This is a genomic window from Humibacillus xanthopallidus, assembly GCF_044793955.1.
In the GTDB taxonomy this organism is placed as follows: domain Bacteria; phylum Actinomycetota; class Actinomycetes; order Actinomycetales; family Dermatophilaceae; genus Humibacillus; species Humibacillus xanthopallidus_C.
On record NZ_CP084995.1, the window covers coordinates 1,636,177 to 1,659,811 of the forward strand.

Here is a 23,635-nt window from a genome sequence, read left to right on the forward strand (position 1 = left end):
GAGTGGGCAGGTCGCGCACGTCCGAGGCGTAGGGTTGGGTCCGTGCCAGAACTGATTCCCTCACCTACTCGTATCCCCGTGCCCGGCGGCAAGGTCATCGAGGAGCACGTCGGCGGCGTGACGACCCCCAATGCCGGCCTTCAGGCCTCCGTCTCGGTGGCCCACATGAAGGCTCCGGCCGGATGGTCCGAGCCCTTCCAGACGCCCGAGTTCGACGAGATCACCCTCGTGCTCGCGGGGCTCGTCCTCGTGGACCATAACGGCGGCACCCTCGAGGTCCCCGCCGGCCAGTCGGTCATCACCCGCGGTGGCGAGCGTATCCGCTACTCGTGCGGCCCCGAAGGAGCCGAGTACGTCGCCGTGTGTCTGCCGGCCTTCTCACCCGACTCCGTGCACCGCGAGGACGAGGCGTGAGCATCGCTGCCAGCGCGCCGGCCCTGACCTCGGCCACGGCCTTGGCTGCCCCCAAGGTGCTGTTGCACGACCACCTCGACGGTGGGGTGCGACCCGCGACGATCATCGAGCTCGCGGCCGCCAACGGCTACGCCTCCTTGCCCCCCGGCGACGCAGACACCTTGGCACGGTGGTTCCGCGACAGTGCCGACTCCGGGTCGCTGCCGCGCTACCTCGAGACCTTCGACCACACCCTGGCCGTCATGCAGACCCGTGACGAGCTCTTCCGGGTCGCGAGCGAGTGCGCCCAGGACCTCGCGGCGGACGGTGTCGTCTATGCCGAGAGCCGCTACGCCCCGGAGCAGCACCTGCGCGCCGGCCTCACCCTCGAAGGGGTGGTCGAGGCGGTCAACGCCGGCTTCCGCGACGGCGAGGAGCGGGCCGCAGCCGACGGACGCCCGATCCGGGTGACGGCCCTGCTGACGGCGATGCGACACGCAGCCAACGCCACCGAGATCGCGCGCCTCGCCATCCGCTACCGCGACGAGGGGGTGTCGGGCTTCGACATCGCGGGCGCCGAGGCAGGCTACCCGCCCACACGTCACCTCGATGCGTTCGAGTACCTCCGGCGCGAGAACGCCCACTTCACGATCCATGCCGGTGAGGCCTTCGGCCTGCCCTCGATCTGGGAGGCCATCCAGTGGTGCGGCGCTGACCGGCTGGGCCACGGTGTGCGGATCGTCGACGACATCACCATCGATGGGGCGCCCTTCGCCGAGTGGCTCGAAGGTGCGAAGAGCAACCCGGCGGCCCTGGTCGAGGTCGAGCTCGATCGCGTGCGACTCGGGCGCCTGGCCGCCTACGTGCGCGACATGCGTATCCCGCTCGAGATGTGTCCGAGCAGCAACCTGCAGACCTCGGCAGCCCTGTCGATCTCGCTGCACCCGATCACGCTCCTCAAACGGCTGCGTTTCCGAGTCACCCTCAACACCGACAACCGGCTGATGAGCGGTACGACGATGAGCCGCGAGGCCAGCCTGCTCGCTGAGGCGGCGGGCTGGGACCTCGGCGACCTGCGGTGGGTGACGATCAACGCGATGAAGTCGGCGTTCATCCCCTTCGACGAGCGTCTTGCGATCATCGACGACATCATCAAGCCGGGGTATACCGCTGTCGGCGTCGACGGGTCCCCGCCGGCACCCGCGCCCTCCGCCTGAGCTGCTGCGGGTCCCCTCAGGAGGCCGAGGGCAGAGCCCTTGCGGGCAGGCCGGAGAGCTCGCTCTCGGCCTGCCGCGGGTGGATGCAGCGGGCGCCGTGGGCCTGTGCCTCGGCGACGACCCGCGGCTCGTCGCGAAGCAGGGCCAGCCCGCGGCGCACGAGGATGTGCGGAGGCTTGCGGCGCTCGGCGAGGTCTCGCGTGAAGCGTCGCAGCGCGGTGAGGAAGCGGTTCTGGCGCACGCAGAGGGCGTCGGCCAGCAGGCCCTGCTCGCGCAGCGGCTCGACGAGACGGCCGGCGAAGAGGCCCTCGGCGAGCACGTAGTCGTGGGGCCCGGCCGTCAGCACGTGCCGCCCGGTGACGGCCGAGGCCCCGATGTCGTAGACGGGGACCTCGACGTGGCCGTCGTCGACGAGCCGGCGCAGCGCCTCGACCGCCGCGTCGGCGTGCCACGAGTCCACGTGGTCCCAGTCGGGGATGCCGATGGGGGAGCGGGGCAGGTGCGGGTCGTGGTGCTCGCGGTAGAAGTCGTCGAGCCGGACGACGGGCCAGCCGTGGGCGGAGCTCAGCCGCTCGGCGAGCCGGCTCTTGCCGGCACCACTCGGCCCCGTCAACAGCACGACCCGACGGCGGCCGGGCCCGGCCGACGACGGCTGCGCCGACTCGGATCCCGTGCCCAAGCTCAGAGGCCCTTGGGGTGCCAGACCGTCTTGGTCTCGACGAAGGCGCGGATGCGCTCGAGGCCGGGTGCGGCGGTCCAGTCCGGCTCGACGGGGACGCCGCCCTCGACGTGCGGACGCAGCACGCGCTTGAGGTTGCCGGCAGCCTCCGCCTCGAGGCCGGCCCAGTCGACGCCCTCGGCGCCGGCGACGCCCGTGAGGTCGATGGCGTTGACGTCGCGGTGCGCGGCGAGCCAGGTCGCGACCTCGGCCGTCTGCGCCGTGACGATGTTGACGACACCGCCGGGCACGTCGGAGGTCGCGAGCACCTCACCCAGGGTCACGGCCGGCAGCGGGCGCAAGGCCGACGACACGACGACCGCCGTGTTGCCCGACGCGATCACCGGGGCCACCACCGAGACGAGACCCAGCAACGAGGAGGCTTGCGGCGCAAGGACGCCCACGACGCCTGTCGGCTCGGGGGCCGACACGTTGAAGTAGGGGCCTGCGACGGGGTTGAGGTTGCCGAGGACCTGGGCGATCTTGTCGGTCCACCCGGCATACCAGACCACGCGGTCGACGGCGGCGTCGACGACGGTCGCGGCCGTGCGGGCGGTCAGGCCCTCACCGGCGCCCACCTCGTCGATGAACTGCGCGCGACGACCCTCGAGCACCTCGGCCACGCGATAGAGCACCTGGCCGCGGTTGTAGGGGGTCGCCGCGGCCCAGCCGCCGAAGGCGCCGCGGGCGGCGACCACGGCGTCACGCACGTCCTTGCGCGAGCCCATCGACGCGTTGGCGAGGAACTCCCCGGAGGCCGACTGCACGGCATACGAGCGTCCGGACTCGCTGCGCGGGAACTTGCCGCCGATGTAGAGCTTGTAGGTCTTGCGCACGTCGAGGCGGCTCATCGGGTGGCTCCCGTCAGGGTCGCAGGGGTGGTCGTCACGTAGGCCTCGAGGCCGTGGCGCCCGCCCTCGCGGCCGTAGCCCGACTCCTTGTAGCCGCCGAAGGGCGACGTAGGGTCGAAGCGGTTGAAGGTGTTGGCCCAGACGACTCCGGCGCGCAGCTGGTCGGCCATCCAGAGGATGCGTGAGCCCTTCTCGGTCCAGACCCCCGCCGACAGCCCGTATGCCGTGTTGTTGGCCTTGGCGACCGCCTCCTGCGGCGTGCGGAAGGTGAGGACCGACAGCACCGGCCCGAAGATCTCCTCGGTCGCGACGCGGTGGGTCTGGGCGACGCCGGTGAGGAGGGTGGGCGGATACCAGAAGCCCTTGGTCGGCAGGGTGCACGCCGGGCTCCAGCGCTCGGCTCCCTCGGCGACCCCCGCGTCGACCAGCGTCGTGATGCGGTCGAGCTGCTCACGGGAGTTGATCGCGCCGAGGTCGGTGTTCTTGTCCATCGGATCCCCGACGCGCAGCGTCTCGAGGCGGCGCTTCAGCTTGGCGACGACCTCGTCGTGGACGTTCTCCTGGACGAGCAGGCGCGAGCCGGCGCAGCAGACCTGCCCCTGGTTGAAGAAGATGCCCCCCACGATGCCCTCGACGGCCTGGTCGATGGGGGCGTCGTCGAAGACGACGTTGGCCGCCTTGCCACCCAGCTCGAGGGTCGCCTTCTTCGCGGTGCCGGCGATGGCGCGGGCGATCGTCTTGCCCACCTCTGTCGAGCCGGTGAAGGCGATCTTGTCGACGTCGGGATGCTCGACGAGCGCCTGGCCGGTGCGGCCGTCACCCGTGATGATGTTGACGACACCGGGCGGCAGGTCGGCCTGCTGGCAGACCTCGGCGAAGAGCAGCGCCGACAGCGGCGTGCTTTCGGCGGGCTTGAGCACGACGGTGTTGCCGGTCGCGAGGGCCGGAGCGATCTTCCACGCGAGCATCAGCAGCGGGAAGTTCCACGGGATGACCTGCGCGACGACGCCGTGCGGACGGGCCGTCGTGCCGGGCGCCGACAGACCGGCATACTCCAGCTTGTCGGCCCAGCCGGCGTGGTAGAAGAAGTGCGCCGCCGCGGTCGGCACGTCGAAGTCGCGGGTCTCCTTGATCGGCTTGCCGTTGTCGAGCGTCTCGAGCACGGCGAACTCGCGGGCGCGCTCCTGCAGGATGCGGGCGATGCGGAAGAGGTACTTGCCGCGCTCGGCACCGCTGAGGCGGCCCCACTCGCCCTCGAAGGCGCGTCGGGCGGCGGCGACCGCCTTGTCGACGTCCTTGGGGCCGGCCTGGCTCACCTCGGCGAGCACCGACTCGTCGGCAGGGTTGAGCGTGGCGAAGGTGGCCTTGGGGCGCGTGAAGGCACCGTCGATGAAGAAGCCGTAGGTCGGCGAGATCGTGACGACCGATCGCGACTCGGGCGCGGGGGCGTAGTCGAACGTGGGCATGCGCAGATCCTTCGTCGGTCAGTCGATCGTCACGTAGTCGGCACCGGAGTAGGCACCTGTCGCGAGCTTCTGCCGTTGCAGGAGAAGGTCGTTGAGCAGGCCCGAGGCGCCGAAGCGGAACCACTCGGGGGTGAGCCAGTCCTCACCGGCGATCTCGCTGACCATGACGAGGTACTTGATCGCGTCCTTCGTGGTGCGGATGCCGCCGGCGGGCTTGACGCCGACCTGCACCCCGGTGAGGTCGCGCCAGTCGCGCACGGCCTCGAGCATGACGAGGGTGACGGGCAGGGTGGCGGCCGGCTGGACCTTGCCGGTGGAGGTCTTGATGAAGTCGCCGCCCGCGAGCATCGAGAGGTAGGACGCGCGGCGCACGTTGTCGTAGGTGACGAGCTCGCCGGTCTCCATGATGACCTTGAGGTGGACGTCGCCACAGACCGCCTTGACCTCGGCGATCTGGTTGAACACCGTGAGGTAGTCGCCCGCGAGGAAGGCGCCCCGGTCGATGACCATGTCGATCTCGTCGGCGCCGGCCTTGACGGCGTCGCGCGTGTCGGCGAGCTTGACCGGCATGCTGGCGCGGCCCGACGGGAAGGCCGTCGCGACCGCGGCGACGTGGATGCCGCTGTCGCCGAGCGCCGCCTTGGCCGTCGCGACCATGTCGCCGTAGACGCAGATCGCGGCCGGACGCGGGGTGGTCGGGTCGAGCGGGTCGGGCACGAGCGCCTTGGCGCAGAGCGAGCGGACCTTGCCGGGGGTGTCGGAGCCCTCGAGGGTCGTCAGGTCGATCATGCTGATGGCGGTGTCGATGGCCCAGGCCTTGCTCGTCGTCTTGATCGAGCGGGTGCCGAGGCCTGCGACGCGCCCCTCGCAGCCGACCTGGTCGACGCCGGGGAGTCCGTGGAGCCAAGAGGTGAGGGCGCGGTTGGTCAGGCGTGACACGCCGAGGACGTCGCGCGCCTGGGCCGTCAGCTCCGCAGCCGTGCGGGTCGTGGTGCTTACAGTCACCCCGGGAGTCTATCCACGATTCGAGACGCCGAGGTCAGGGTCGGAGGTGGCCGCCGGGGGGAGCCCCACCGGCCCGGCGTGAGAGAGTCGTGGGGCAAGAACGACGAGGGTGGAGCGGAGCACGTGACGATGGGCGAGACCGACCGGCCGGGCAGGCGCACCCTGCGACCCGGCTCCAGCATCGCCGTGGGGGTGGTCGGTGTCGTGGCCGGCCTGGCACTGCTCGTGCCGGCGCTGCTCACCTCTCCACGCAGCTGGGCGCTCATCTCCTCGGTGGTGCTCGCCCTCGTGCTGCTGTGGCTCTTCGTCGTGCGCCCCGCTGCCGTCATCCACGACGAGGGCATCCGGCTCGTCAACCCGCTGCGGGTCGTCGACGTCACGTGGCCCACGATCACCGAGGTGCGCTCGAGATGGGCCCTCGAGCTCGTGGCCGACGGGAAGAAGTACACCGCGTGGGGCGTGCCGGCCGACCCGGGCCGCCCGAAGTACGGTCGCTCGCTGCTCACCGTGCCGGCCAACCGGATGGCCAAGGCGGGCAGCCTCGCGGCGACGCCCGCGGCAGGGTCGGCCGACCAGCCCGTCAAGCGCTCGAAGGTCGAGGCCCAGGCGGTTGCTGCCGAGGTCGAGGCCCGCATCGCGGCCGACCGAAAGCGCAAGGGCGACAAGACGCCGCGGATCGCCCACCAGACCTGGGACCCGGTGTCGGTCGGACTGCTGCTCGCCGCGCTTGCCTTCTTCGTCATCGGCGTCTTCGTCCTCTAGGGCGCCGGAAGCCTCGAGCGCCCGGGGCACTCCGGTGTCTGGGTCACCTCGAGCGGCTCGAGCGGCACGGGGGCCAGGACCGCCGGGGACGGCGGGTCAGAGCGCGGTCAGCCGCTCCAGATCGGTGCGGACGGCGGCGAGGCGGGTCTCCGCGACCGCCCGGGACCGGTCGAGGTCCTCGGGGGTCGCCACCGGCTCGATGACCTCGAGGTAGACCTTCACCTTGGGCTCCGTGCCGCTGGGGCGCACGATGACCCGTGAGTCGTCGGCGAGCAGGAAGCGCAGGCCGTCGGTGGGGGGCAGACCGCCGTCGCCGCGGCTGAGGTCGTCGAGTCTCGCGACGTCGGTGCCTGCCACGGTGACCGGCGCGTCGGCGCGAAGCCGCCCCATGAGGACGTCGATCTGCGCGAGGTCGTCGACGCGTACCGCGAAGGAGTCGGTCGCGTGCACGCCGTGCGCGATCGCGAGGTCGTCGAGCAGGTCGCTCAGGGTGCGCCCTTCGGCCTTGAGCCCGGCGGCGAGCTCGGCGAGCAGCAGGGCCGCGCTGACCCCGTCCTTGTCGCGCACGAGGTCGGGGGCGACGCAGTAGCCCAGCGCCTCCTCGTAGCCGTAGCGCAGCCCCTCGACGCGAGAGATCCACTTGAAGCCGGTGAGCGTCTCCTCGTGGCGGATGCCGGCTGCGCGCGCGATGGAGGCGAGGAGTCGTGACGAGACGATCGAGTTGGCGAAGACGTCGCGCCGGTCGACGCCGCGGGCCACGAGGTGCGCGCCGAGCAGGGCCCCCACCTCGTCGCCACGCAGCATCCGCCAGTCACCCGTCGCCGGGTCGAGGATCGCGGCGGCGCAGCGGTCGGCGTCGGGGTCGTTGGCGATGACGAGGTCGCACCTCACCTCCCGGGCCCGGGCCAGGGCGAGGTCGATCGCGCCCTTCTCCTCGGGGTTGGGGAAGGCGACCGTCGGGAAGTCGGGATCGGGCACAGCCTGCTCGTCGACGGCGATCGGCGCCGCGAAGCCGGCCCGGAGGAAGGCCTCGTGCACTGTGCCGTGGCCGACGCCGTGCAGGCTCGTGTGCACGATCGACAGGTCGCGGGGTGAGCCCGGGTCGACGACCGTGACCACGGCGTCGAGGTAGTCGGACAGGAGGCGCTCCCCGAGCGTCTCCCATCCTTCGTGCGCGCGCGGCACGTCGGCGACCCGCTCCACGGCGGCGATGTGACGCGCGATGTCGGCGTCGGCCGGGGGCACGATCTGGCTGCCGTCGCCGAGGTAGACCTTGTAGCCGTTGTCCTGCGGAGGGTTGTGGCTTGCGGTCACCATGACGCCCGCGTCGGCGCCAAGGTGGCGGATCGCGAAGGCGAGCACCGGCGTCGGCAGCGGCTGCGGCAGCAGCAGCGCCCGGCCGCCCGCGGCGATGACGACGGCCGCGGTGTCACGGGCGAAGACGTCGGAGTTGTAGCGCGCGTCGAATCCGATGACGACACAAGGGCGCTCACCCACGCCACCCTCGTCCTTGAGGTATGCCGTGAGGCCGGCTGCCGCACGGATGACCACGCTGCGGTTCATCCGGTTGGGACCGGCGCCGAGAGCACCGCGCAGCCCGGCGGTGCCGAACTCGAGCATGCCGACGAAGCGGTCGGCGAGGTCGGCCCCGGCCGCCTCGTCGCCAGACTCGGCCAGGACCAGGAGGGCATCGAGCTCGGAGCGCGTCGTCGGGTCGGGGTCGTCGTCGCGCCAGGCGCGCGCGGCGGCATACAGGGCCTCACGGGGGTCGGTCGAGGGAGCCTGCGCCATCAGATCCTCCCGACGACCTCGGCGAGGAGGCGGCCGCAGCGCTCGGCGGCTGCCTGACCGGCCTCGAGCACCTCGGCATGGGACAGCGGGGTCTCGGAGATGCCCGCGGCGAGGTTGGTCACGAGCGAGATGCCGAGCACGTCGAGCCCGGCCTGGCGCGCGGCGATGGCCTCGAGCGAGGTCGACATGCCGACGAGGTCGCCGCCGATGACCCGCGCCATCGCCACCTCGGCCGGGGTCTCGTAGTGCGGGCCGCGGAACTGGACGTAGACGCCCTCGTCGAGGCCGGGGTCGACCTCGCGGGCGAGGTCACGCAGGCGAGGCGTGTAGAGGTCGGTGAGGTCGACGAAGTTCGCACCCTCGATGGGGGAGTGCGCGGTGAGGTTGATGTGGTCGCGGATGAGCACGGGCGTGCCGGGGCCCCACCCGGGGTTGAGGCCGCCGCAGCCGTTGGTCAGCACGATGGTGGAACAGCCCGCGGCCTTGGCGGTGCGCACGCCGTGCACCACGGCCCGCACGCCTCGACCCTCGTAGAAGTGGGTGCGGGTGCCGAAGACGAGGGCACGCCGGCCGGTGGCGCCGATCGCGACGGAGCGGATGCTGCTCGAGTGGCCGGCCACGGCTGCGCCGTGGAAGCCGGGGACCTCGGCCTGGTCGACCGTGGCGAGCGTCTCGCCGACGAGGTCGGCGGTCTGCCCCCAGCCCGAGCCCAGCACGAGGGCGACGTCGTGCCGCGCGGTGCCGGTGCGCTCGGCGATGACCGCGGCTGCCTGCTCCGCGACGGCGAAGGGGTCGGCGGCCGGGTCGGAAAGGAGGTCGGGTGTCGTCGTCACGCACAGGACTCTAGCGAGGTGCCCGCGGCCCGGTGCCCGGACGCTGGCAATGGGCCGGGTGGCCGGGTGGTTGGATGGTGGCGTGATCACCCGAGACACGTCCGTCGTCATCATCGGGGGTGGCCCCGGTGGCTACGAGTCCGCCCTCGTCGCCGCGCAGCTCGGGGCGTCGGTCACCGTCGTCGAGCGCGACGGCGTCGGAGGCGCAGCCGTGCTCACCGACTGCGTGCCGAGCAAGGCCCTCATCGCCACCGCCGACTACATGTCCGACTTCGAGGTCGCCTCGCACCTCGGTGTGCGCCTGCAGGACGACCATGGGGACGAGGTCTCCGACGCCGTCGCGCAGGCTCACACCGTCAACGACCGCATCCTCGACCTCGCCGCCGCGCAGAGCGCCGACATCCAGCGCAGCCTCGAGCAGGTCGGGGTGACGGTCCTGCGGGGCACCGGCCGGGTGGCCGGCCGTGGCGCGGTCGTCGCCGAGCTCTCCGACGGCACGAGCGAGGAGCTCGCAGCCGACGTCGTGCTCGTCTCCACCGGAGCGGCGCCCCGGGTGATGGACACCATGCGCCCCGACGGCGAGCGCATCCTCACCTGGCAGCAGATCTACGCCCTGCGCGACCTGCCCGAGCGCATCATCGTCATCGGCTCCGGTGTGACCGGTGCCGAGCTCGCCCAGGCGTATCTCGGCCTCGGCTCCCAGGTCGTGCTCGTCTCGTCCCGCGACCGCGTGCTGCCCGGTGAGGACGCCGACGCCGCGACCGTCATCGAGGACGTCTTCCGCAAGCGCGGCATGGAGGTGCTCGGGAAGTCCCGTGCCGCGAGCGTCGAGCGCACCGCGGACGGCGTCGTTGTCACGCTCGTCGACGGGCGCACCGTCGAGGGGTCGCACGCCCTGCTCGCCGTCGGCTCGGTGCCCAACACGGCGGGCCTCGGCCTCGAGGAGGTCGGCGTCGAGCTCAGCGCGTCGGGTCACGTGCAGGTCGACCGTGTCTCCCGCACCAGCGTCACCGGCATCTATGCCGCCGGCGACTGCACCGGGGTGCTGCCGCTGGCGTCGGTGGCGGCCATGCAGGGGCGCATCGCGATGTGGCACGCGCTCGGCGACGCGGTGGCGCCGCTCAACGTCACGGGGGTCGCCGCCAACATCTTCACCGAGCCCGAGATCGCGACGGTGGGCATCGGGCAGGCCGCGGCCGACCAGTCAGCCGACGTCGAGTCGGTGATGCTGCCCCTCGCCCGCAACCCGCGCGCCAAGATGCAGGGAATCACCGACGGCTTCGTCAAGCTCTTCTGCCGCAAGGGCTACGGCACCGTCCTCGGCGGCGTCGTCGTGGCGCCCAAGGCGTCCGAGCTCATCCACCCCGTCGCGCTCGCCGTGCAGAACCGGCTCTCGGTCGACCAGGTGGCGAGCACCATCACCGTCTACCCCTCGCTGTCGGGGTCGATCGCCGAGGCGGCCCGACAGCTGCACCAGTCGGACTGACGCTCAGAGCGACCCGGAGCCGGCGGAGCCGCCTGAGCCGCCGGAGTCGCCCGAGTCGCGTCGGTCGAGCTGCTGTTGCGCCTCGAGGTCCTCACGGGCCCACCGCTCGCGGCGTCGTCGCGAGGCCACCTCGCGGATCTTCTTCTGCACGGGATAGAACACGGCGATCACGACCGCGAGGATGAGCAGGTTGGTGAAGGAGAACCCCGTTTGCTCTGGGGCGGCAACGGGCAGGGTCGCAAGCACCCCAGCAGTGTGCCAGAGGCGTAGCCTCCCGGGTGTGGCGGCGCCCGCCGCCACCCAGGGGTCAGCCACGGGCCATCGGCCCTGGCTGCGCGAGACCGAACGACGAGGACACGCATGAGCGACTGGATCCAGAAGGCCAAGGACTTCGTCAAGGGCAACCCGGAGCAGGCCGGGCAGGGCCTCGACAAGGCAGAGGAGTTCATCAACGAGCGGACCGGCGGCAAGTACGCCGACAAGCTCGACCAGGGCACCGACAAGGTCCGTGAGGGCCTGGGTCTGCCGCCCGAGGCCGAGAACGCCCCCGGCACCGACGCGGCGCCGGCCGACGCCCCGCCGGTCGACCCGGCCCCCGAGATCCCGCCGAGCGGCGAGCCCGCGGGCGAGCAGGGCCTGCCCGGCGTGCCCGACCCCAACCTGCCGGGCAGCGCTGAGGGCGACATCACGCTCGGCGAGCCGCCCCAGCCGCCCCAGCGGCCCGAGGTGCGCTGACACCCACGCAGACACCCGCGCAGACGAGTGGCCACGACCCGCGGGGTCGTGGCCACTCCGTCGTCCAGCGCTCCGGTATGCCGCGGGGCTCGTCGCCGACGAGCGCCTCGGTCAGGCGTCGGCGTCCTTGATCTCGGCGAGGACGGCGCCCGAGGAGACCGTCTCTCCGACCTTGGCGGTGAGGCCGGTGACGACGCCGTCGCGGTGCGCCGTGATCGGCTGCTCCATCTTCATCGCCTCGAGCACGATGACGAGGTCGCCGGACGCCACCGTGGCGCCCTCCTCGACCGCGATCTTGACGATGGTGCCCTGCATCGGCGCCGTGAGCGAGTCGCCGGAGGCCGCGGCGCCGGACTTGGCTCCACCGGAGCGCTTCGGGGCCTTCTTGCGCCCGGCCGCACCGCCGCCCCCACCTCCACCTCCACCGCCGAGCGTGAGGTCGCCGGGCAGCGAGACCTCCAGGCGCTTGCCGCCGACCTCGACGACGACGGTCTGGCGCGGCTCCGCCTCGGCAGCGTCACCCGACCCACCGGCATACGGCTCGATGGTGTTGTCGAACTCCGTCTCGATCCAGCGGGTGTGGATCGTGAAGGGGGCATCGCCCTCGGGGGCGAAGGCCGGGTCGGAGACGACCGCGCGGTGGAAGGGGGTGACCGTCGGCATGCCGTCGATGACGAGCTCGGCGAGCGCGCGGCGGGCCCGCTCGAGCGCCTGCTGGCGGGTGCGGCCGGTGATGATGAGCTTGGCGATCATGGAGTCGAAGGCGCCCGCGACCGTGTCGCCCTCGACGAGGCCGGAGTCCCAGCGCACGCCGGGCCCCTGCGGCACGACCATGCGCGACACGGTGCCCGGGGCCGGCAGGAAGCCTCGGCCCGCGTCCTCGCCGTTGATGCGGAACTCGATCGAGTGCGCGTGCGGCTCGGGGTCGGGGTAGTCGAGGCTCTCGCCATTGGCGATGCGGAACTGCTCGCGCACGAGGTCGATGCCGGTGACCTCCTCGGTCACGGGGTGCTCGACCTGCAGGCGGGTGTTGACCTCGAGGAAGCTGATGTCACCGGCCGGGCCGACGAGGAACTCGCAGGTGCCCGCGCCGACGTAGCCGGCCTCCTTGAGGATCGCCTTGGACGCGCGCAGCAGCTCGGTGTGCTGCTCCTCCGTGAGGAAGGGCGCCGGCGCCTCCTCGACGAGCTTCTGGTTGCGGCGCTGGAGCGAGCAGTCGCGCGTCGAGATGACGACGACGTTGCCGTGCTGGTCGGCCAGGCACTGGGTCTCGACGTGCCGGGGGTGGTCGAGGAAGCGCTCGACGAAGCACTCGCCCCGGCCGAAGGCGGTGACCGCCTCGCGGACCGCGGAGTCGTAGAGGTCGGGGATCTCGTCGATGGCGCGCGCGACCTTGAGGCCGCGTCCGCCGCCGCCGTAGGCGGCCTTGATGGCGACCGGCAGCCCGAACTCCTCGGCGAACGCGACGACCTCGTCGGCCCCGCTCACCGGGTCGGTGGTGCCGGGCACGAGCGGCGCGCCGGCCTTGGTCGCGATGTGGCGCGCCTTGACCTTGTCGCCGAGGGAGTCGATGGCCTGCGGCCCGGGCCCGATCCAGATGAGCCCGGCGTCCGTGACGGCCTGGGCGAAGGAGGCGTTCTCGGCGAGGAAGCCGTAGCCGGGGTGCACCGCGTCGGCGCCGGCCCGGCGCGCGACGTCGAGGAGCTTGTCCTGGTCGAGGTAGCTGTCTCCGGGCGTCGAGCCGCCGAGGGCATAGGCCTCGTCGGCGACCTTGACGTGCAGGGCATCACGGTCCGGGTCGGCATAGACGGCGACCGAGGCGATCGCACTGTCGGCGCACGCCCGAGCGATGCGGACCGCGATCTCCCCACGATTGGCGATGAGGACCTTGCTGATGGGTGCCATGGATCGGAGCCTAGCGGGACGTGAGCACGGTGAAATCATGACGTCGGACACCTTTGCCCCAGCGGGCTGGTGGGCTGGGCGGCACGAGCGCGACCGGGCCTGCCGGTACTAGGTTGGTTGCATGGGACTGTTCTCCCGCAAGGACAAGGAATCCGTGGTCGACACCGCATCGGAGGCTCCGGAGGTCGACGACGACGACCTCATCGCGGACCTGCCCGAGCGACCGATCGCCCGCCCTCTCGACGACCCCGAGCGGGCGCGGATCGCGGCGGGCATCGAGGCGGCGAAGGCCGAGGGCGTCGACATCGACGACCTCGAGTCGATCGGCTCGCACTACGACGACGCCTACCGGCGCGCCACGGCCGATCCCGGCGCGCTGAGCGCCGACGCCGTGGTCGAGACCTACGCCATCGCGATCGGTGAGCACCTCGCCCGCCACAGTGCCCGGGAGTGGGCCGTGGTGACCGACGTCTTCGGCACCGATCTCGGGCTCGTGGCGGCTCGCGCCGACACCGTCATCGTCCCCCACAACCTCGTGGGTGCCCGGTGGATGCGCCGCGAGACCGGGTGGATCCCGGGCGTGGTGTCGCACCTGGTGCGCATCCGGCCGCGACGGACCTGACGCGGTCGCTCGTGCCGCTCAGCCGCCGGCGCCTAGGATCTGCGGCATGGACAGCGCCGTCGACGGAGTGACCGACCCGCGCAGCAAGCGCGACCTCGAGCAGGGCATCGAACGCGACTTCACGCGCAAGATGTCCTACGGCGACTACCTGAGACTCGACACGTTGTTGAGCGCCCAGCAGCCGCTCAGCGACCCGCCCCAGCACGACGAGCTGCTCTTCATCATCCAGCACCAGACCTCGGAGCTCTGGCTCAAGCTGCTCATCCACGAGCTGCGTTCGGCCCGGACCCTGCTGACGACCGACGAGCTGGGGCCGGCGCTCAAGCGGCTGGCCCGCGTCAAGCACATCCAGCACACCCTCACCGACCAGTGGTCGGTGCTCGCCACCCTGACGCCGAGCGAGTACGCCCAGATCCGGCCCTTCCTCGCGGCGAGCTCGGGCTTCCAGTCGGCGCAGTACCGTGAGGTGGAGTTCCTGCTGGGCAACAAGAACGCCGACATGGTCGCCGTGTTCTCGCACGACGAGGGGGCGCGCGCGGCCCTCGACGCCCTCCTGCGCGAGCCGAGCCTCTACGACGAGTTCCTCGCCTACCTCGCACGGCGGGGGTATGCCGTCCCGGCAGAGGCCCTCGACCGTGACTGGTCGCAGCCCTACCGCCTCAGCGAGGGCCTCGTCGACGTCTTCGCCGACGTCTACGCCCGGCCCGACGAGCACTGGGGGGTCTACGAGACGTGTGAGGAGCTCGTGGACCTCGAGGACAACTTCCAGCAGTGGCGCTTCCGACACCTCCAGGTCGTGCAGCGCACCATCGGCCAGAAGACCGGCACCGGTGGCTCGACCGGAGTCGACTTCCTGCGGCGCGCCCTCGACCTCACCTTCTTCCCCGAGCTCTACGAGGTGCGCACGCGCGTCGGCTCCTGAGCGGGGCCTGACGGCGACGCCCCTCTCGCGTTGCCGACCCGGATCGGCTGGGCCAAGGTGGGGGCAGCGACCCGGAGACAGCGGCCGCAGCGGACCGAGGGGAGGCCTCATGGCGAAGGTGTCAGCGGAGCAGCAGACCGAGGAGGGCAGCGGCGAGCTCAAGCGGGTCATGGGCCCCGGCCTGCTCCTGCTCTTCATCGTCGGAGACATCCTCGGGACGGGCGTCTACGCCCTTACCGGTGACGTCGCGGCCGAGGTCGGAGGGGCGGCCTGGGCGCCGTTCCTCGTGGCCTTCGCGATCGCGCTCCTGACGGCGTTCTCCTACCTCGAGCTCGTCACGAAGTATCCGCAAGCGGCAGGTGCGGCGCTCTACACGCACAAGGCCTTCGGCATCCACTTCCTCACCTTCATCGTCTGCTTCACCGTGATGAGCTCGGGCATCACGTCGGCCTCGACCGCGTCACGCGCGTTTGCCGCCAACCTCGCCAAGGGCTTCAACCTCGACGACAAGAACAGCGGCCTGATCCTCGTCATCGCGCTCGCCTTCATGGCCCTCGTCGCGGCCATCAACTTCCGCGGGGTCGGCGAGAGCGTCAAGGCCAACATCGTGCTGACCATCGTCGAGCTCTCGGGCCTGCTCCTCGTCATCTTCGTCGGCTTCTTCGCTCTCTTCGGCGGCGCGGGCGACTGGTCACGCACCCTCATCTTCGAGTCGCCCGGCGACAAGTCGGCCTTCTTCGCGGTCACGGCCGCGACCTCCCTCGCCTTCTTCGCGATGGTCGGCTTCGAGGACTCGGTCAACATGGCCGAGGAGACCAAGGACCCGGTGCGGATCTTCCCCAAGATGATGCTGACCGGCCTCGGCATCACGGGCGTCATCTACGTGCTCATCTCGCTGTGCTCCGTGGCACTGGTGCCGGTCGGGGTGCTGGCCGACAGCGACACGCCCCTCGTGACGGTCGTCGAGACCGCCGCCCCCGGCGTCCCGATCAAGGACCTGCTGCCCTTCATCTCGATGTTCGCGGTGGCCAACTCGGCGCTCATCAACATGCTGATGGCCTCGCGCCTGCTCTACGGCATGAGCCGTCAGGACGTGCTCCCGCACTTCCTCGGCCGCGTGCACCCGACCCGCAAGACGCCGTATGCCGCGATCATCTTCACGACGCTCATCGCCTTCGGCCTGATCGCCTACGTGTCCTTCGCGAGCAGTGATGCGATCGCGGCGCTCGGCGGCACGACCTCACTGCTGCTGCTCGGAGTCTTCACGATCGTCAACATCGTCGTGCTCGTGCTCCGGCGCGACCCCAAGCCCTACAAGCACTTCGTCACCCCGTCGGTGGTGCCGGTGATCGGGGCCATCGCCTGCTTCTTCCTCGTGCTGCCGCTCTCCGGCAGACCCATCGAGCACTACAAGATCGGCGGCGGGCTGCTCGCCCTCGGGGTGCTCCTGTGGGTGCTCACGTGGATGGCCAACCGCGGCCTGCGTGCCAAGAAGACCTACTTCCGCGACACCGACGACCTGAGTGGCGGCGGTCCCGTCAACTGAGGTCTCCGCGCGGCGGTGACCACCCAGCACGCCTGCACCGTTAGCCTTGCGCGATGCTTCCGGCTCGTCTGTCCCCTTTTGCGCGCCGGCTCACGATCGGTCTCGCGGGCGCGGTCCTGCTGCTGGCCGCCCTCTACGTCGTGACCTACTGGCTCCGGCGCGAGCCGGGTCGGCTCGACTACTCGCTGTTTCGGATGGTCCACCTCAACCGCGAGTTCTCGCTGCCGACGTGGTTCAACACCATCCTGCTCATGGGCGTGGCCCTGCTCGCGTTCTGCGCTCGAGCGGTGGCCACCGATCGAGCCGAGCGGCGGGCCTGGCTCGTGGTCGGCATCGGCGTCACCTACCTCAGCCTCGACGAGGCGGCCGCCCTGCACGAGGTGCTCCCCAACCTGCTCGGCCTGGCCACGACCGAGCTGCGCACCTTCCAGTGGCTGGGCGCCGGGATCGTGGCGGCCGCGGTGGGCAGCGCCGTGCTCGTCGTCGTGGGGCGTGCGCTGCAGGCGCCGCTACGGCGGCCCCTGCTGCTCGGCCTCGTCGCCTACGGGGCGGGGGCGCTGGGGGTCGAGTTCGTCACCGGCTACATCGAGCTGGCCTACCCGTCACCGCGAGCAGTCGTGGAGCACGGCCTCAAACCGGCGCTCGTCGTGCTCGAGGAGGGCCTCGAGATGCTCGCGTGCGTGTGGGTGATCGGCCACCTCGCCACGCACCTGGAGTCGCGGGTGACGCGGTTGGCCGCCCCGACCCCGGCTGCAGCCTGAGCGGGCCCGCCTGCTCAGGCGGTCTTGGCGCGGACCTGCCGCTTGATCCTGGCGAGCATCGCGACCATGCCGCGCAGGCGCAGCGGCGAGACCGCCTCGGCGAGGCCGAAGCGCATCGGGGCGTCGTCGGGCACGGCCAGCACCTGCGCGGCCGACAGTCCGTCGAGCCCCTCGTGCAGGATGCCGGCGAAGCCGCGGGTCGTCGGTGCCTCGGCCGGCGCGTCGAAGAAGAGGTGCACGTCGCGCTCCTCGAGCGACGCGCCGTCGTCGACCTCGACGGTCAGGAAGAGCGGCGACTGGCACTCGTCGACGCGCTCGAGCTGGTCGAGGTGACCGGCATACCGCTCTGGCAGCGGGGGCAGCTCGTCACTGAACTCGAGGAGCAGCTGGAGCTTGAGGTCGTTGCTCGCGGAGCGGAAGTCGTCGGCGATCTCGGCGAGCGAGCCCGGCAGGGGAGAGCCCTCGGCGTTGCCGGAGCCGGTCATCGCACTCACTTCTCGATGGGCACGCGCACGGCGTTGCCCCACTCGGTCCACGAGCCGTCGTAGTTGCGCACCGAGTCGAAGCCCAGCAGGTGGGTGAGCACGAACCAGGTGTGCGACGACCGCTCGCCGATGCGGCAGTAGGCCACGACGTCGTCTGTCGGCGCCAGGCCCTGCTCCTCGAGATAGATCGCCTCGAGCTCCTCGCGGGGCTTGAACGACCCGTCCTCCTGCGCGGCCCGGGCCCACGGCACCGACTTCGCGCCGGGGATGTGGCCGCCGCGCATCGCGCCCTCCTGGGGGTAGTCGGGCATGTGGAGCAGCTCACCGGAGAACTCCCCGGGGGAGCGCACGTCGACGAGCGGCTTGCCGAGGTGGGCGAGCACGTCGTCCTTGAAGGCCCGGATCGGGGCGTCGTCGCGCTCGGCGACGGGGTAGTCGACGACCGTCGGGGTGGGCACGTCGCGGGTCACCTCGCGGCCCTCGGCGATCCACTTCGCGCGACCGCCGTCGAGCAGTCGCACGTCGTCGTGGCCGAAGAGGCTGAAGACCCACAGCGCGTAGGCGGCCCACCAGTTGCTCTTGTCGCCGTAGAGCACGACCGTCGTGTCGCGGCGGATGCCGCGCTCACCCATCACCGTGGCGAAGCCGGCGCCATCGACGTAGTCGCGGGACACGGGGTCGTTGAGGTCGACGTGCCAGTCGATCTTGAGGGCGCCGGGGATGTGGCCGGTGGCATAGAGCAGGACGTCCTCGTCGGACTCCAGCAGGGCGATGCCGTCGGGACCGCCGACAGCGCCGGCCTCGATCTGCTCGGCCAGCCACTCGGTGGTCACGAGCCGCTCCGGATGGGCGTAGGAGGAGATCTTCGCGTCGTCGGTGCTCATGCACCCATGGTGTCAGAGCCACGGGAGAAGAGGGTCAGGGCAGGGTCAGGGTCAGAGCCGGTCGAGGTCCTCGCGGCAGCGGCGCTCGAACTCTCCGAGCTCGGAGATGGCGTCCTGGACGTCCTTGAGCCGCTGGTCGAGGTCAGCCCGACGTTCGTCGATCTGGCCGAGGACGTACTCGAGCTGGGTCCGGCGACCGCGCGGGGCGTCGAAGAGGTCGATGATCGTGCGGATCTCGTCGAGCGGGAAGCCGAGGCGCTTGCCACGCAGGATGAGACCCAGCCGGGTGCGGTCGCGGCGGTGGTAGACCCGCTGGGTGCCGCGGCGCTCGGGGGAGATGAGTCCGAGGTCCTCGTAGTGCCGCACGGTGCGGTGCGTCACCCCGAACTCGTCGGCGACCTGCGCGATCGTCCAGGTCGCCTCGGCGGGCCGTGCGGTCGCAGCGCCACTTGTCATGCCGACGACGATGCCTTACGTTTACGTCAACGTCAAGCACGCGTCACGAGCGCGTGATGGCGGCCACCAGCCTTCAGGAGAACAGCGATGTTCGAGCTCAGCCAGGACCACGAGGACTTCCGCAAGGTCGTTCGCGACTTCGCCGAGAAGGAGGTGGCGCCCCACATCGCGAAGTGGGACGCCGCCGCCTATTTCCCGACCGACCTCGTGCCCAAGATGGGCGACCTCGGGCTGTTCGGCCTCGTCGTGCCGGAGGAGTTCGGCGGCGCCGGAGAAGGTGGCGACTTCACCAGCCTCTGCGTCGCGATCGAGGAGCTCGGCCGGGTCGACCAGTCGATCGGCATCACGCTGTCGGCGGGCGTCGGGCTCGGGATCAACCCGATCCTCACCTACGGCACCGACGAGCAGAAGCAGCGGTTCCTGCCCGACCTCGTGGCCGGCCGCACCCTGGCCGGTTTCGGCCTGACGGAGCCGGAGGCGGGCTCCGACGCCGCAGCCACCCGCACTCGCGCGGTGCTCGACGGCGACGAGTGGGTCATCGACGGGGCCAAGGCCTTCATCACCAACTCCGGCACCGACATCACCTCCGTCGTGACCGTGACGGCCCGCACGGGCACCAACGAGGACGGCTCGCCCCAGATCTCGGCGATCATGGTCCCCGCCGGCACCCCGGGGTTCATCGTCGAGCCCGCCTACCACAAGCTCGGCTGGCACGTGTCCGACACCCACGGCCTCACCTTCGAGAGCTGCCGGGTGCCGGCCGACCACCTCCTCGGCGAGCCGGGGCAGGGGTTCAAGCAGTTCCTCAAGACCCTCGACGACGGCCGCATCGCCATCTCGGCGCTCGCCGTCGGTTGCGCCCAAGCCTCCCTCGAGCTGGCCACCGACTACGCGAGGACCCGGATCGCGTTCGGCCGGCCGATCGGCGTCAACCAGGGCGTCTCCTTCCAGCTCGCCGACCTCGCCGTCATGGTCGAGGGGTCGCGCCTGCTGACCTACAAGGCGGCCTGGCTCAAGGACGAGCTGCACGCCGGTCGTCGCTCGGTGGCGGAGGTCAAGCACGCAGCCTCGATCGCCAAGCTCTACTCCACCGAGGCCGCTGTCACCGCGACGCGCATCGCGACGCAGGTCTTCGGCGGCAACGGCTTCATGGAGGAGTACCCCGTCGCCCGCTTCTACCGTGACGCCAAGATCCTCGAGATCGGCGAGGGGACCTCCGAGGTGCAGCGCATGCTCATCGCACGAGGACTGGGTCTGCCGGCATGACCGAGCCCGCCCCGAGCACCGAGCCCAGCACCGATCCCGTCTCGGACCCCCAGGCCGACCCCAGGGTCGCGGACGTGCGGGCCCGCCTCCACACGGCATACCTCGCCTCGGCGAGCGCCCCCGCCAAGGCGCAGGCCAAGCTCGACGCCCAGGGCAAGATCTACGTCCGGGACCGCATCGCGCTGCTCTTCGACGAGGGGTCTTTCGTCGAGGACGGCCGCTATGCCAACGCCCTGGCGCCGGGCCTGCCCGCCGACGGCGTCGTCACCGGCCGGGGCACGGTCGACGGTCGGGCGGCGATCGTCATCGCCAACGACCCCACGGTCAAGGCCGGCTCGTGGGGAGCGCGCACCGTGGAGAAGATCGTGCGCGCGACCGAGATGGCGCTGCGCGAGGAGCTGCCGGTCTTCTGGTTCGTCGACTCCGCCGGTGCGCGCATCACCGACCAGGTCGAGATGTTCCCCGGCCGGCGCGGTGCCGGACGCATCTTCCACAACCAGGTGGCGCTCTCGGGCCGGGTGCCGCAGATCTGCTGCCTCTTCGGCCCGAGCGCGGCGGGTGGGGCCTACATCCCCAGCTTCTGCGACCTCATCATCATGGTCGAGGGCAACGCGTCGATGTATCTCGGCAGCCCGCGCATGGCCGAGATGGTCGTCGGCGAGACCGTCACCCTCGAGGAGATGGGTGGTGCGCGCATGCACTGCACCGTCTCCGGCGTCGGTGACCTGCTCGCCCACGACGACGCCGAGGCCATCGAGCTCGCCAAGCTCTACTTCTCCTACGTCCCCGGCACGTGGCGCGACCACCCGCCGACGTATGCCGTCGAGGAGCCCTCGGAGCCCCTCACGGCGCAGACGGTGCCCGAGCGCGAGTCGGTGCCCTTCGACATCCACGAGGTCGTCGACGGCCTCGTGGACGAGGACTCCTTCTTCGAGCTCAAGCCGCTCTGGGCCGGCGAGCTCGTCATCGGCTTCGGGCGCATTAACGGCGAGAGCGTCGGCATCGTGGCCAACAACTCCGCGGTCAAGGGCGGGGTGCTCTTCACCGACAGCGCCGACAAGGCCGCTCGCTTCATCTGGCTCTGCGACGCCTTCGGCATCCCGCTCGTCTACCTCGCCGACGTGCCCGGCTTCATGATCGGGTCGGAGGTCGAGCGCGGGGGCATCATCCGCCATGGCGCCAAGATGGTGAGCGCCGTCGCGTCGGCGACGGTGCCGCAGGTCTGCGTCGTCGTGCGCAAGGCCTACGGCGCCGGCCTCTATGCGATGGGGGGTCCGGGCTTCGGCCCCGACGCCACCATCGCGCTGCCGACGGCCCGCATCGCCGTCATGGGTCCGGAGGCCGCGGTCAACGCCGTCTACGCCAACAAGATCGCCGAGATCGGGGCCGAGCAGGGCGCTGAGGCCCGCGACGCCTTCGTCGCCGAGCGCCGTCGGGAGTACGAGCAGGACGTCGACATCGAGCGGCTCGCGGCCGACCTCGTGCTCGACGCCGTCATCGAGGCCGATGAACTGCGCTCGGAGCTCGCCCGCCGGCTGGCTTATGCTTCCCGGCGTGACCGTCACTTCAGCGAGCGCCGACGCTCCGTCCCGCCGGTCTGAGCCGCGCCTCGGTCACCGCCTCGAGCACCCCGACCGCGAGGCCGAGGCCGCTGCGCCGTTCTACCGTCGTTTCCCGGTCTGGTTCCCCTTCGCGATCTACGGTCTCTCGCGCATCTGGGTGCTCATCGCGGGCATCGTGCTCGCCCGCAACCAGATCGCGCTGCCCATCGGCACGGCCAACATCCGCATCTTCTTCCCGTCGCCGGAGAGCCCCGGCTACTGGACGGTGATGAGCGGCTGGGACGGCCAGTGGTATCGCGTCATCGCCGAGCAGGGCTACCCCGCAGTGCTGCCCCGCGCCGGCTGGGGCGGCATCGACATGAACCCCTGGGCCTTCTTCCCCCTCTTCCCGATGGCCGTCGGCGGCATCATGAAGGTGACCGGGCTGCCCTTCGAGATCGTCGGCCCGCTGCTGTCGACGCTCATCGGCTTCGTCGCGATGCACCTGCTCTTCAAGCTCGTCGACCAGGCGGTCGGCCGCTGGGAGGCCATCGTCGCCGTCACGGCCACGAGCTTCTACATCGCCTCGGCCGCCTTCTCGGCGTCCTACACCGAGTCGGCCGCGCTGCTGCTCGTCGTCACCGTGCTGCTGCTGCTGCGCGCCAGACGGTATGCGTGGGTCGTCGTCGCGCTGCTCGCGCTCTCCCTGACCCGCAACGTCGTGATCGCCATGGTGCCCGTGATCATCGCGCACGCCGTCGTGCGCTGGCGCCAGCACGACGAGGGCGATCACCCGGTGCGCTTCCGGTGGGGCATGGCTGCCCTGGCGGCGTATGCCGGCGCCCTGACCTTCCTGTGGCCGACGATCGTCTCGATCGGCACCGACACCCCCGACGCCTACAACCAGACGATGCTCGCCTGGAACATCGAGACGAAGATCAAGCTCTACCTCTGGTGGGGGCTGCTCTACGACTACTGGGGCATCGCGGGGCAGGTCATCGGCGTGCTCGGCGTCGCGGGGTTCGCGTGGTTCATGCTCTCGAAGAACTCCTGGCGGTGGGGGCCCGAGATCTGGGGCTGGGCCGGCGCCTACCCCGCCTACATCCTGCTCGTCACGAGCACGACGCCGAGCCGGGTGCGCTATGCGATGCTCGCCTTCCCCTTCACCCTCGTCATCGCGTGGTTCCTCAAGCTGCCGTGGTGGCGGCGCTACCGCTACTGGCTGCTGCTCGCGATCGTCCTGCTCGGTGCCGTGCAGATGTGGTACTGGCTCCAGCACTACCTCGTCATCGAGAACCTCACCGACGACCTCTACCCCTGATCGTCGCCCGCCGCTCCGCCGACGACGTCGAACCACCCGATGCCGGCGTCGGCGAGCAGCTCGCGCAGCAGGGGGAGGGAGAGGCCCACGACGTTGTGGTGGTCACCCTCGATCGCGGTGACGAAGGCGCCACCCAGCCCGTCGATGGTGAACGCCCCGGCAACGAGCAGCGGCTCTCCGGTGGCCACGTAGTCGTCGATCTCCTCGTCGGTCAGCCTGGCGAAGTGCACCGTCGTCGAGGCGGTCGCGCCGAGGGTCGCCCCACCGTCCTCGTCGCGGTCGTCGACGAGCCAGTGCCCCGTGTGCAGCACACCCGTGCGGCCGCGCATCCGGCGCCATCGTCGGCGGGCCTCGTCGGGATCGGCCGGCTTGCCGTGCACCTCGCCGTCGAGCTCGAGCACCGAGTCGCAGCCGAGCACGACCGCGTCGAGGTCGTTCGTCGAGGCGACGTCCTCCGCCTTGGCCCGCGCCAGCAGCAGGGCGACATCGGCGGCCACGAGCCGGCCGTAGCGCTCGGTGGCCTCAGCGAGGGCGAGGTCCTCGTCGACCGTGCTGACAACGACGGCGGGCCGGACGCCGGCGGCCTGGAGGGTCGTGAGCCGGGCCGGCGAGGCGGAGGCCAGCACGAGACGGACGGCGGGCACCTCGGGAAGGGGATGCTGCGGCATG

The 23,635-nt window shown here is 71.2% G+C and carries 24 protein-coding genes; 12 read left to right on the top strand and 12 right to left on the bottom strand.

All coding sequences use genetic code 11. From position 1 onward, the window contains the following. Positions 1-42 precede the first annotated feature (42 nt). Positions 43-414, top strand: a complete 372-nt coding sequence (locus LG278_RS07290) for a cupin domain-containing protein (RefSeq protein WP_404392385.1) — start codon at positions 43-45, stop codon at positions 412-414. Continuing rightward, complete coding sequence (locus LG278_RS07295) at positions 411-1,610, top strand: adenosine deaminase (RefSeq protein WP_404392387.1); 1,200 nt, start codon at positions 411-413, stop codon at positions 1,608-1,610. The genes LG278_RS07290 and LG278_RS07295 overlap by 4 nt, the downstream gene beginning before the upstream one ends. Positions 1,611-1,626: 16 nt before the next feature. Here the strand turns inward: LG278_RS07295 and LG278_RS07300 are convergent, their stop codons facing one another. The 4 genes from LG278_RS07300 to deoC are packed head-to-tail and all read right to left on the bottom strand — an operon-like array spanning position 1,627 to position 5,650. After that, positions 1,627-2,289, bottom strand: a complete 663-nt coding sequence (locus LG278_RS07300) for a uridine kinase (RefSeq protein ID WP_404392389.1) — start codon at positions 2,287-2,289, stop codon at positions 1,627-1,629. Between the two features lie 2 nt (positions 2,290-2,291). Continuing rightward, on the bottom strand, positions 2,292-3,179 hold the full coding sequence (locus tag LG278_RS07305) for an aldehyde dehydrogenase family protein (protein WP_404392391.1): 888 nt from the start codon (positions 3,177-3,179) through the stop codon (positions 2,292-2,294). Beyond that, positions 3,176-4,645: an aldehyde dehydrogenase family protein gene (locus LG278_RS07310; RefSeq protein WP_404392393.1), complete on the bottom strand. Its 1,470-nt coding sequence runs from the start codon at positions 4,643-4,645 to the stop codon at positions 3,176-3,178. The genes LG278_RS07305 and LG278_RS07310 overlap by 4 nt, the downstream gene beginning before the upstream one ends. 18 nt (positions 4,646-4,663) lie before the next feature. Continuing rightward, positions 4,664-5,650: a deoxyribose-phosphate aldolase gene (gene deoC / locus LG278_RS07315; RefSeq protein WP_404392395.1), complete on the bottom strand. Its 987-nt coding sequence runs from the start codon at positions 5,648-5,650 to the stop codon at positions 4,664-4,666. Positions 5,651-5,728: 78 nt separating this feature from the next. Here deoC and LG278_RS07320 point away from each other — a divergent pair, with 78 nt between their 5' ends. Beyond that, complete coding sequence (locus LG278_RS07320; RefSeq protein ID WP_404392397.1) at positions 5,729-6,412, top strand: PH domain-containing protein; 684 nt, start codon at positions 5,729-5,731, stop codon at positions 6,410-6,412. Between the two features lie 96 nt (positions 6,413-6,508). Here the strand turns inward: LG278_RS07320 and LG278_RS07325 are convergent, their stop codons facing one another. Continuing rightward, positions 6,509-8,203, bottom strand: a complete 1,695-nt coding sequence (locus LG278_RS07325; RefSeq protein ID WP_404392399.1) for a phospho-sugar mutase — start codon at positions 8,201-8,203, stop codon at positions 6,509-6,511. After that, on the bottom strand, positions 8,203-9,036 hold the full coding sequence (locus LG278_RS07330) for a purine-nucleoside phosphorylase (RefSeq protein WP_404392401.1): 834 nt from the start codon (positions 9,034-9,036) through the stop codon (positions 8,203-8,205). The genes LG278_RS07325 and LG278_RS07330 overlap by 1 nt, the downstream gene beginning before the upstream one ends. A gap of 82 nt (positions 9,037-9,118) precedes the next feature. Between LG278_RS07330 and LG278_RS07335 the strand changes: the two genes are divergently transcribed. Beyond that, positions 9,119-10,522, top strand: a complete 1,404-nt coding sequence (locus tag LG278_RS07335) for an NAD(P)H-quinone dehydrogenase (RefSeq protein WP_404392403.1) — start codon at positions 9,119-9,121, stop codon at positions 10,520-10,522. Between the two features lie 3 nt (positions 10,523-10,525). On the opposite strand, the gene LG278_RS07340 is transcribed toward LG278_RS07335, so the two are convergent. Next, entirely contained in the window at positions 10,526-10,768 is a 243-nt protein-coding gene (locus LG278_RS07340) for a hypothetical protein (RefSeq protein ID WP_404392405.1), read from the bottom strand. A 114-nt stretch (positions 10,769-10,882) separates the two neighbouring features. Between LG278_RS07340 and LG278_RS07345 the strand changes: the two genes are divergently transcribed. Further along, on the top strand, positions 10,883-11,257 hold the full coding sequence (locus LG278_RS07345; RefSeq protein ID WP_404392407.1) for an antitoxin: 375 nt from the start codon (positions 10,883-10,885) through the stop codon (positions 11,255-11,257). A 111-nt stretch (positions 11,258-11,368) separates the two neighbouring features. On the opposite strand, the gene LG278_RS07350 is transcribed toward LG278_RS07345, so the two are convergent. Beyond that, positions 11,369-13,162: an acetyl/propionyl/methylcrotonyl-CoA carboxylase subunit alpha gene (locus LG278_RS07350; RefSeq protein ID WP_404392409.1), complete on the bottom strand. Its 1,794-nt coding sequence runs from the start codon at positions 13,160-13,162 to the stop codon at positions 11,369-11,371. A 121-nt stretch (positions 13,163-13,283) separates the two neighbouring features. On the opposite strand from LG278_RS07350, the gene LG278_RS07355 reads away from it, so the two are divergent. From LG278_RS07355 to LG278_RS07370, 4 genes are all read left to right on the top strand, one after another. Further along, on the top strand, positions 13,284-13,784 hold the full coding sequence (locus LG278_RS07355) for a DUF3806 domain-containing protein (RefSeq protein WP_404392410.1): 501 nt from the start codon (positions 13,284-13,286) through the stop codon (positions 13,782-13,784). A 46-nt stretch (positions 13,785-13,830) separates the two neighbouring features. Then, a complete protein-coding gene (locus LG278_RS07360) occupies positions 13,831-14,706 on the top strand; it encodes a tryptophan 2,3-dioxygenase (protein WP_404392412.1) in 876 nt (291 codons plus the stop codon). Between the two features lie 109 nt (positions 14,707-14,815). Next, complete coding sequence (locus tag LG278_RS07365; protein ID WP_404392414.1) at positions 14,816-16,252, top strand: APC family permease; 1,437 nt, start codon at positions 14,816-14,818, stop codon at positions 16,250-16,252. 53 nt (positions 16,253-16,305) lie between these two features. Then, positions 16,306-17,013, top strand: coding sequence for a hypothetical protein (locus tag LG278_RS07370; RefSeq protein ID WP_404392416.1), 708 nt, complete (start codon positions 16,306-16,308; stop codon positions 17,011-17,013). A gap of 14 nt (positions 17,014-17,027) precedes the next feature. On the opposite strand, the gene LG278_RS07375 is transcribed toward LG278_RS07370, so the two are convergent. From LG278_RS07375 to LG278_RS07385, 3 genes are read right to left on the bottom strand one after another with little or no spacing between them, the layout of a single operon-like run. Beyond that, positions 17,028-17,498, bottom strand: a complete 471-nt coding sequence (locus LG278_RS07375; protein ID WP_404392417.1) for a SufE family protein — start codon at positions 17,496-17,498, stop codon at positions 17,028-17,030. Between the two features lie 5 nt (positions 17,499-17,503). After that, positions 17,504-18,382, bottom strand: a complete 879-nt coding sequence (locus LG278_RS07380; RefSeq protein WP_404392419.1) for a sulfurtransferase — start codon at positions 18,380-18,382, stop codon at positions 17,504-17,506. Positions 18,383-18,433: 51 nt separating this feature from the next. Then, positions 18,434-18,838 (bottom strand): MerR family DNA-binding transcriptional regulator, encoded by a 405-nt coding sequence (locus LG278_RS07385; protein WP_404392421.1) that lies wholly within the window; start codon positions 18,836-18,838, stop codon positions 18,434-18,436. A gap of 87 nt (positions 18,839-18,925) precedes the next feature. Between LG278_RS07385 and LG278_RS07390 the strand changes: the two genes are divergently transcribed. Genes LG278_RS07390 through LG278_RS07400 form a run of 3 tightly spaced genes read left to right on the top strand, consistent with a single transcriptional unit; the run spans position 18,926 to position 22,966 of the window. Beyond that, the gene (locus tag LG278_RS07390) at positions 18,926-20,104 is read left to right on the top strand and encodes an acyl-CoA dehydrogenase family protein (protein ID WP_404392423.1); all 1,179 of its coding nucleotides are present in this window, start codon (positions 18,926-18,928) and stop codon (positions 20,102-20,104) included. Then, a complete protein-coding gene (locus LG278_RS07395) occupies positions 20,101-21,705 on the top strand; it encodes an acyl-CoA carboxylase subunit beta (protein ID WP_404392425.1) in 1,605 nt (534 codons plus the stop codon). Before LG278_RS07390 ends, LG278_RS07395 begins: the two co-directional genes overlap by 4 nt. Continuing rightward, positions 21,659-22,966 (top strand): hypothetical protein, encoded by a 1,308-nt coding sequence (locus tag LG278_RS07400; protein ID WP_404392427.1) that lies wholly within the window; start codon positions 21,659-21,661, stop codon positions 22,964-22,966. Before LG278_RS07395 ends, LG278_RS07400 begins: the two co-directional genes overlap by 47 nt. Here LG278_RS07400 and LG278_RS07405 read toward each other — a convergent pair. Beyond that, entirely contained in the window at positions 22,957-23,634 is a 678-nt protein-coding gene (locus tag LG278_RS07405) for a Maf family protein (protein WP_404392428.1), read from the bottom strand. The two genes, LG278_RS07400 and LG278_RS07405, sit on opposite strands and share 10 nt — an antisense overlap. Position 23,635 lies beyond the last annotated feature (1 nt).

Excerpts from the sequence above, each read along its gene's own strand:
- LG278_RS07305 (WP_404392391.1), bottom strand. The coding sequence starts at position 3,179 with ATGAGCCGCCTCGACGTGCGCAAGACCTACAAGCTCTACATCGGCGGC.
- LG278_RS07310 (WP_404392393.1), bottom strand. The coding sequence starts at position 4,645 with ATGCCCACGTTCGACTACGCCCCCGCGCCCGAGTCGCGATCGGTCGTC.
- LG278_RS07325 (WP_404392399.1), bottom strand. The coding sequence starts at position 8,203 with ATGGCGCAGGCTCCCTCGACCGACCCCCGTGAGGCCCTGTATGCCGCC.
- LG278_RS07345 (WP_404392407.1), top strand. The coding sequence starts at position 10,883 with ATGAGCGACTGGATCCAGAAGGCCAAGGACTTCGTCAAGGGCAACCCG.
- LG278_RS07350 (WP_404392409.1), bottom strand. The coding sequence starts at position 13,162 with ATGGCACCCATCAGCAAGGTCCTCATCGCCAATCGTGGGGAGATCGCG.
- LG278_RS07355 (WP_404392410.1), top strand. The coding sequence starts at position 13,284 with ATGGGACTGTTCTCCCGCAAGGACAAGGAATCCGTGGTCGACACCGCA.
- LG278_RS07360 (WP_404392412.1), top strand. The coding sequence starts at position 13,831 with ATGGACAGCGCCGTCGACGGAGTGACCGACCCGCGCAGCAAGCGCGAC.
- LG278_RS07365 (WP_404392414.1), top strand. The coding sequence starts at position 14,816 with ATGGCGAAGGTGTCAGCGGAGCAGCAGACCGAGGAGGGCAGCGGCGAG.
- LG278_RS07370 (WP_404392416.1), top strand. The coding sequence starts at position 16,306 with ATGCTTCCGGCTCGTCTGTCCCCTTTTGCGCGCCGGCTCACGATCGGT.
- LG278_RS07375 (WP_404392417.1), bottom strand. The coding sequence starts at position 17,498 with ATGACCGGCTCCGGCAACGCCGAGGGCTCTCCCCTGCCGGGCTCGCTC.
- LG278_RS07380 (WP_404392419.1), bottom strand. The coding sequence starts at position 18,382 with ATGAGCACCGACGACGCGAAGATCTCCTCCTACGCCCATCCGGAGCGG.
- LG278_RS07385 (WP_404392421.1), bottom strand. The coding sequence starts at position 18,838 with ATGACAAGTGGCGCTGCGACCGCACGGCCCGCCGAGGCGACCTGGACG.
- LG278_RS07390 (WP_404392423.1), top strand. The coding sequence starts at position 18,926 with ATGTTCGAGCTCAGCCAGGACCACGAGGACTTCCGCAAGGTCGTTCGC.
- LG278_RS07395 (WP_404392425.1), top strand. The coding sequence starts at position 20,101 with ATGACCGAGCCCGCCCCGAGCACCGAGCCCAGCACCGATCCCGTCTCG.
- LG278_RS07405 (WP_404392428.1), bottom strand. The coding sequence starts at position 23,634 with ATGCCGCAGCATCCCCTTCCCGAGGTGCCCGCCGTCCGTCTCGTGCTG.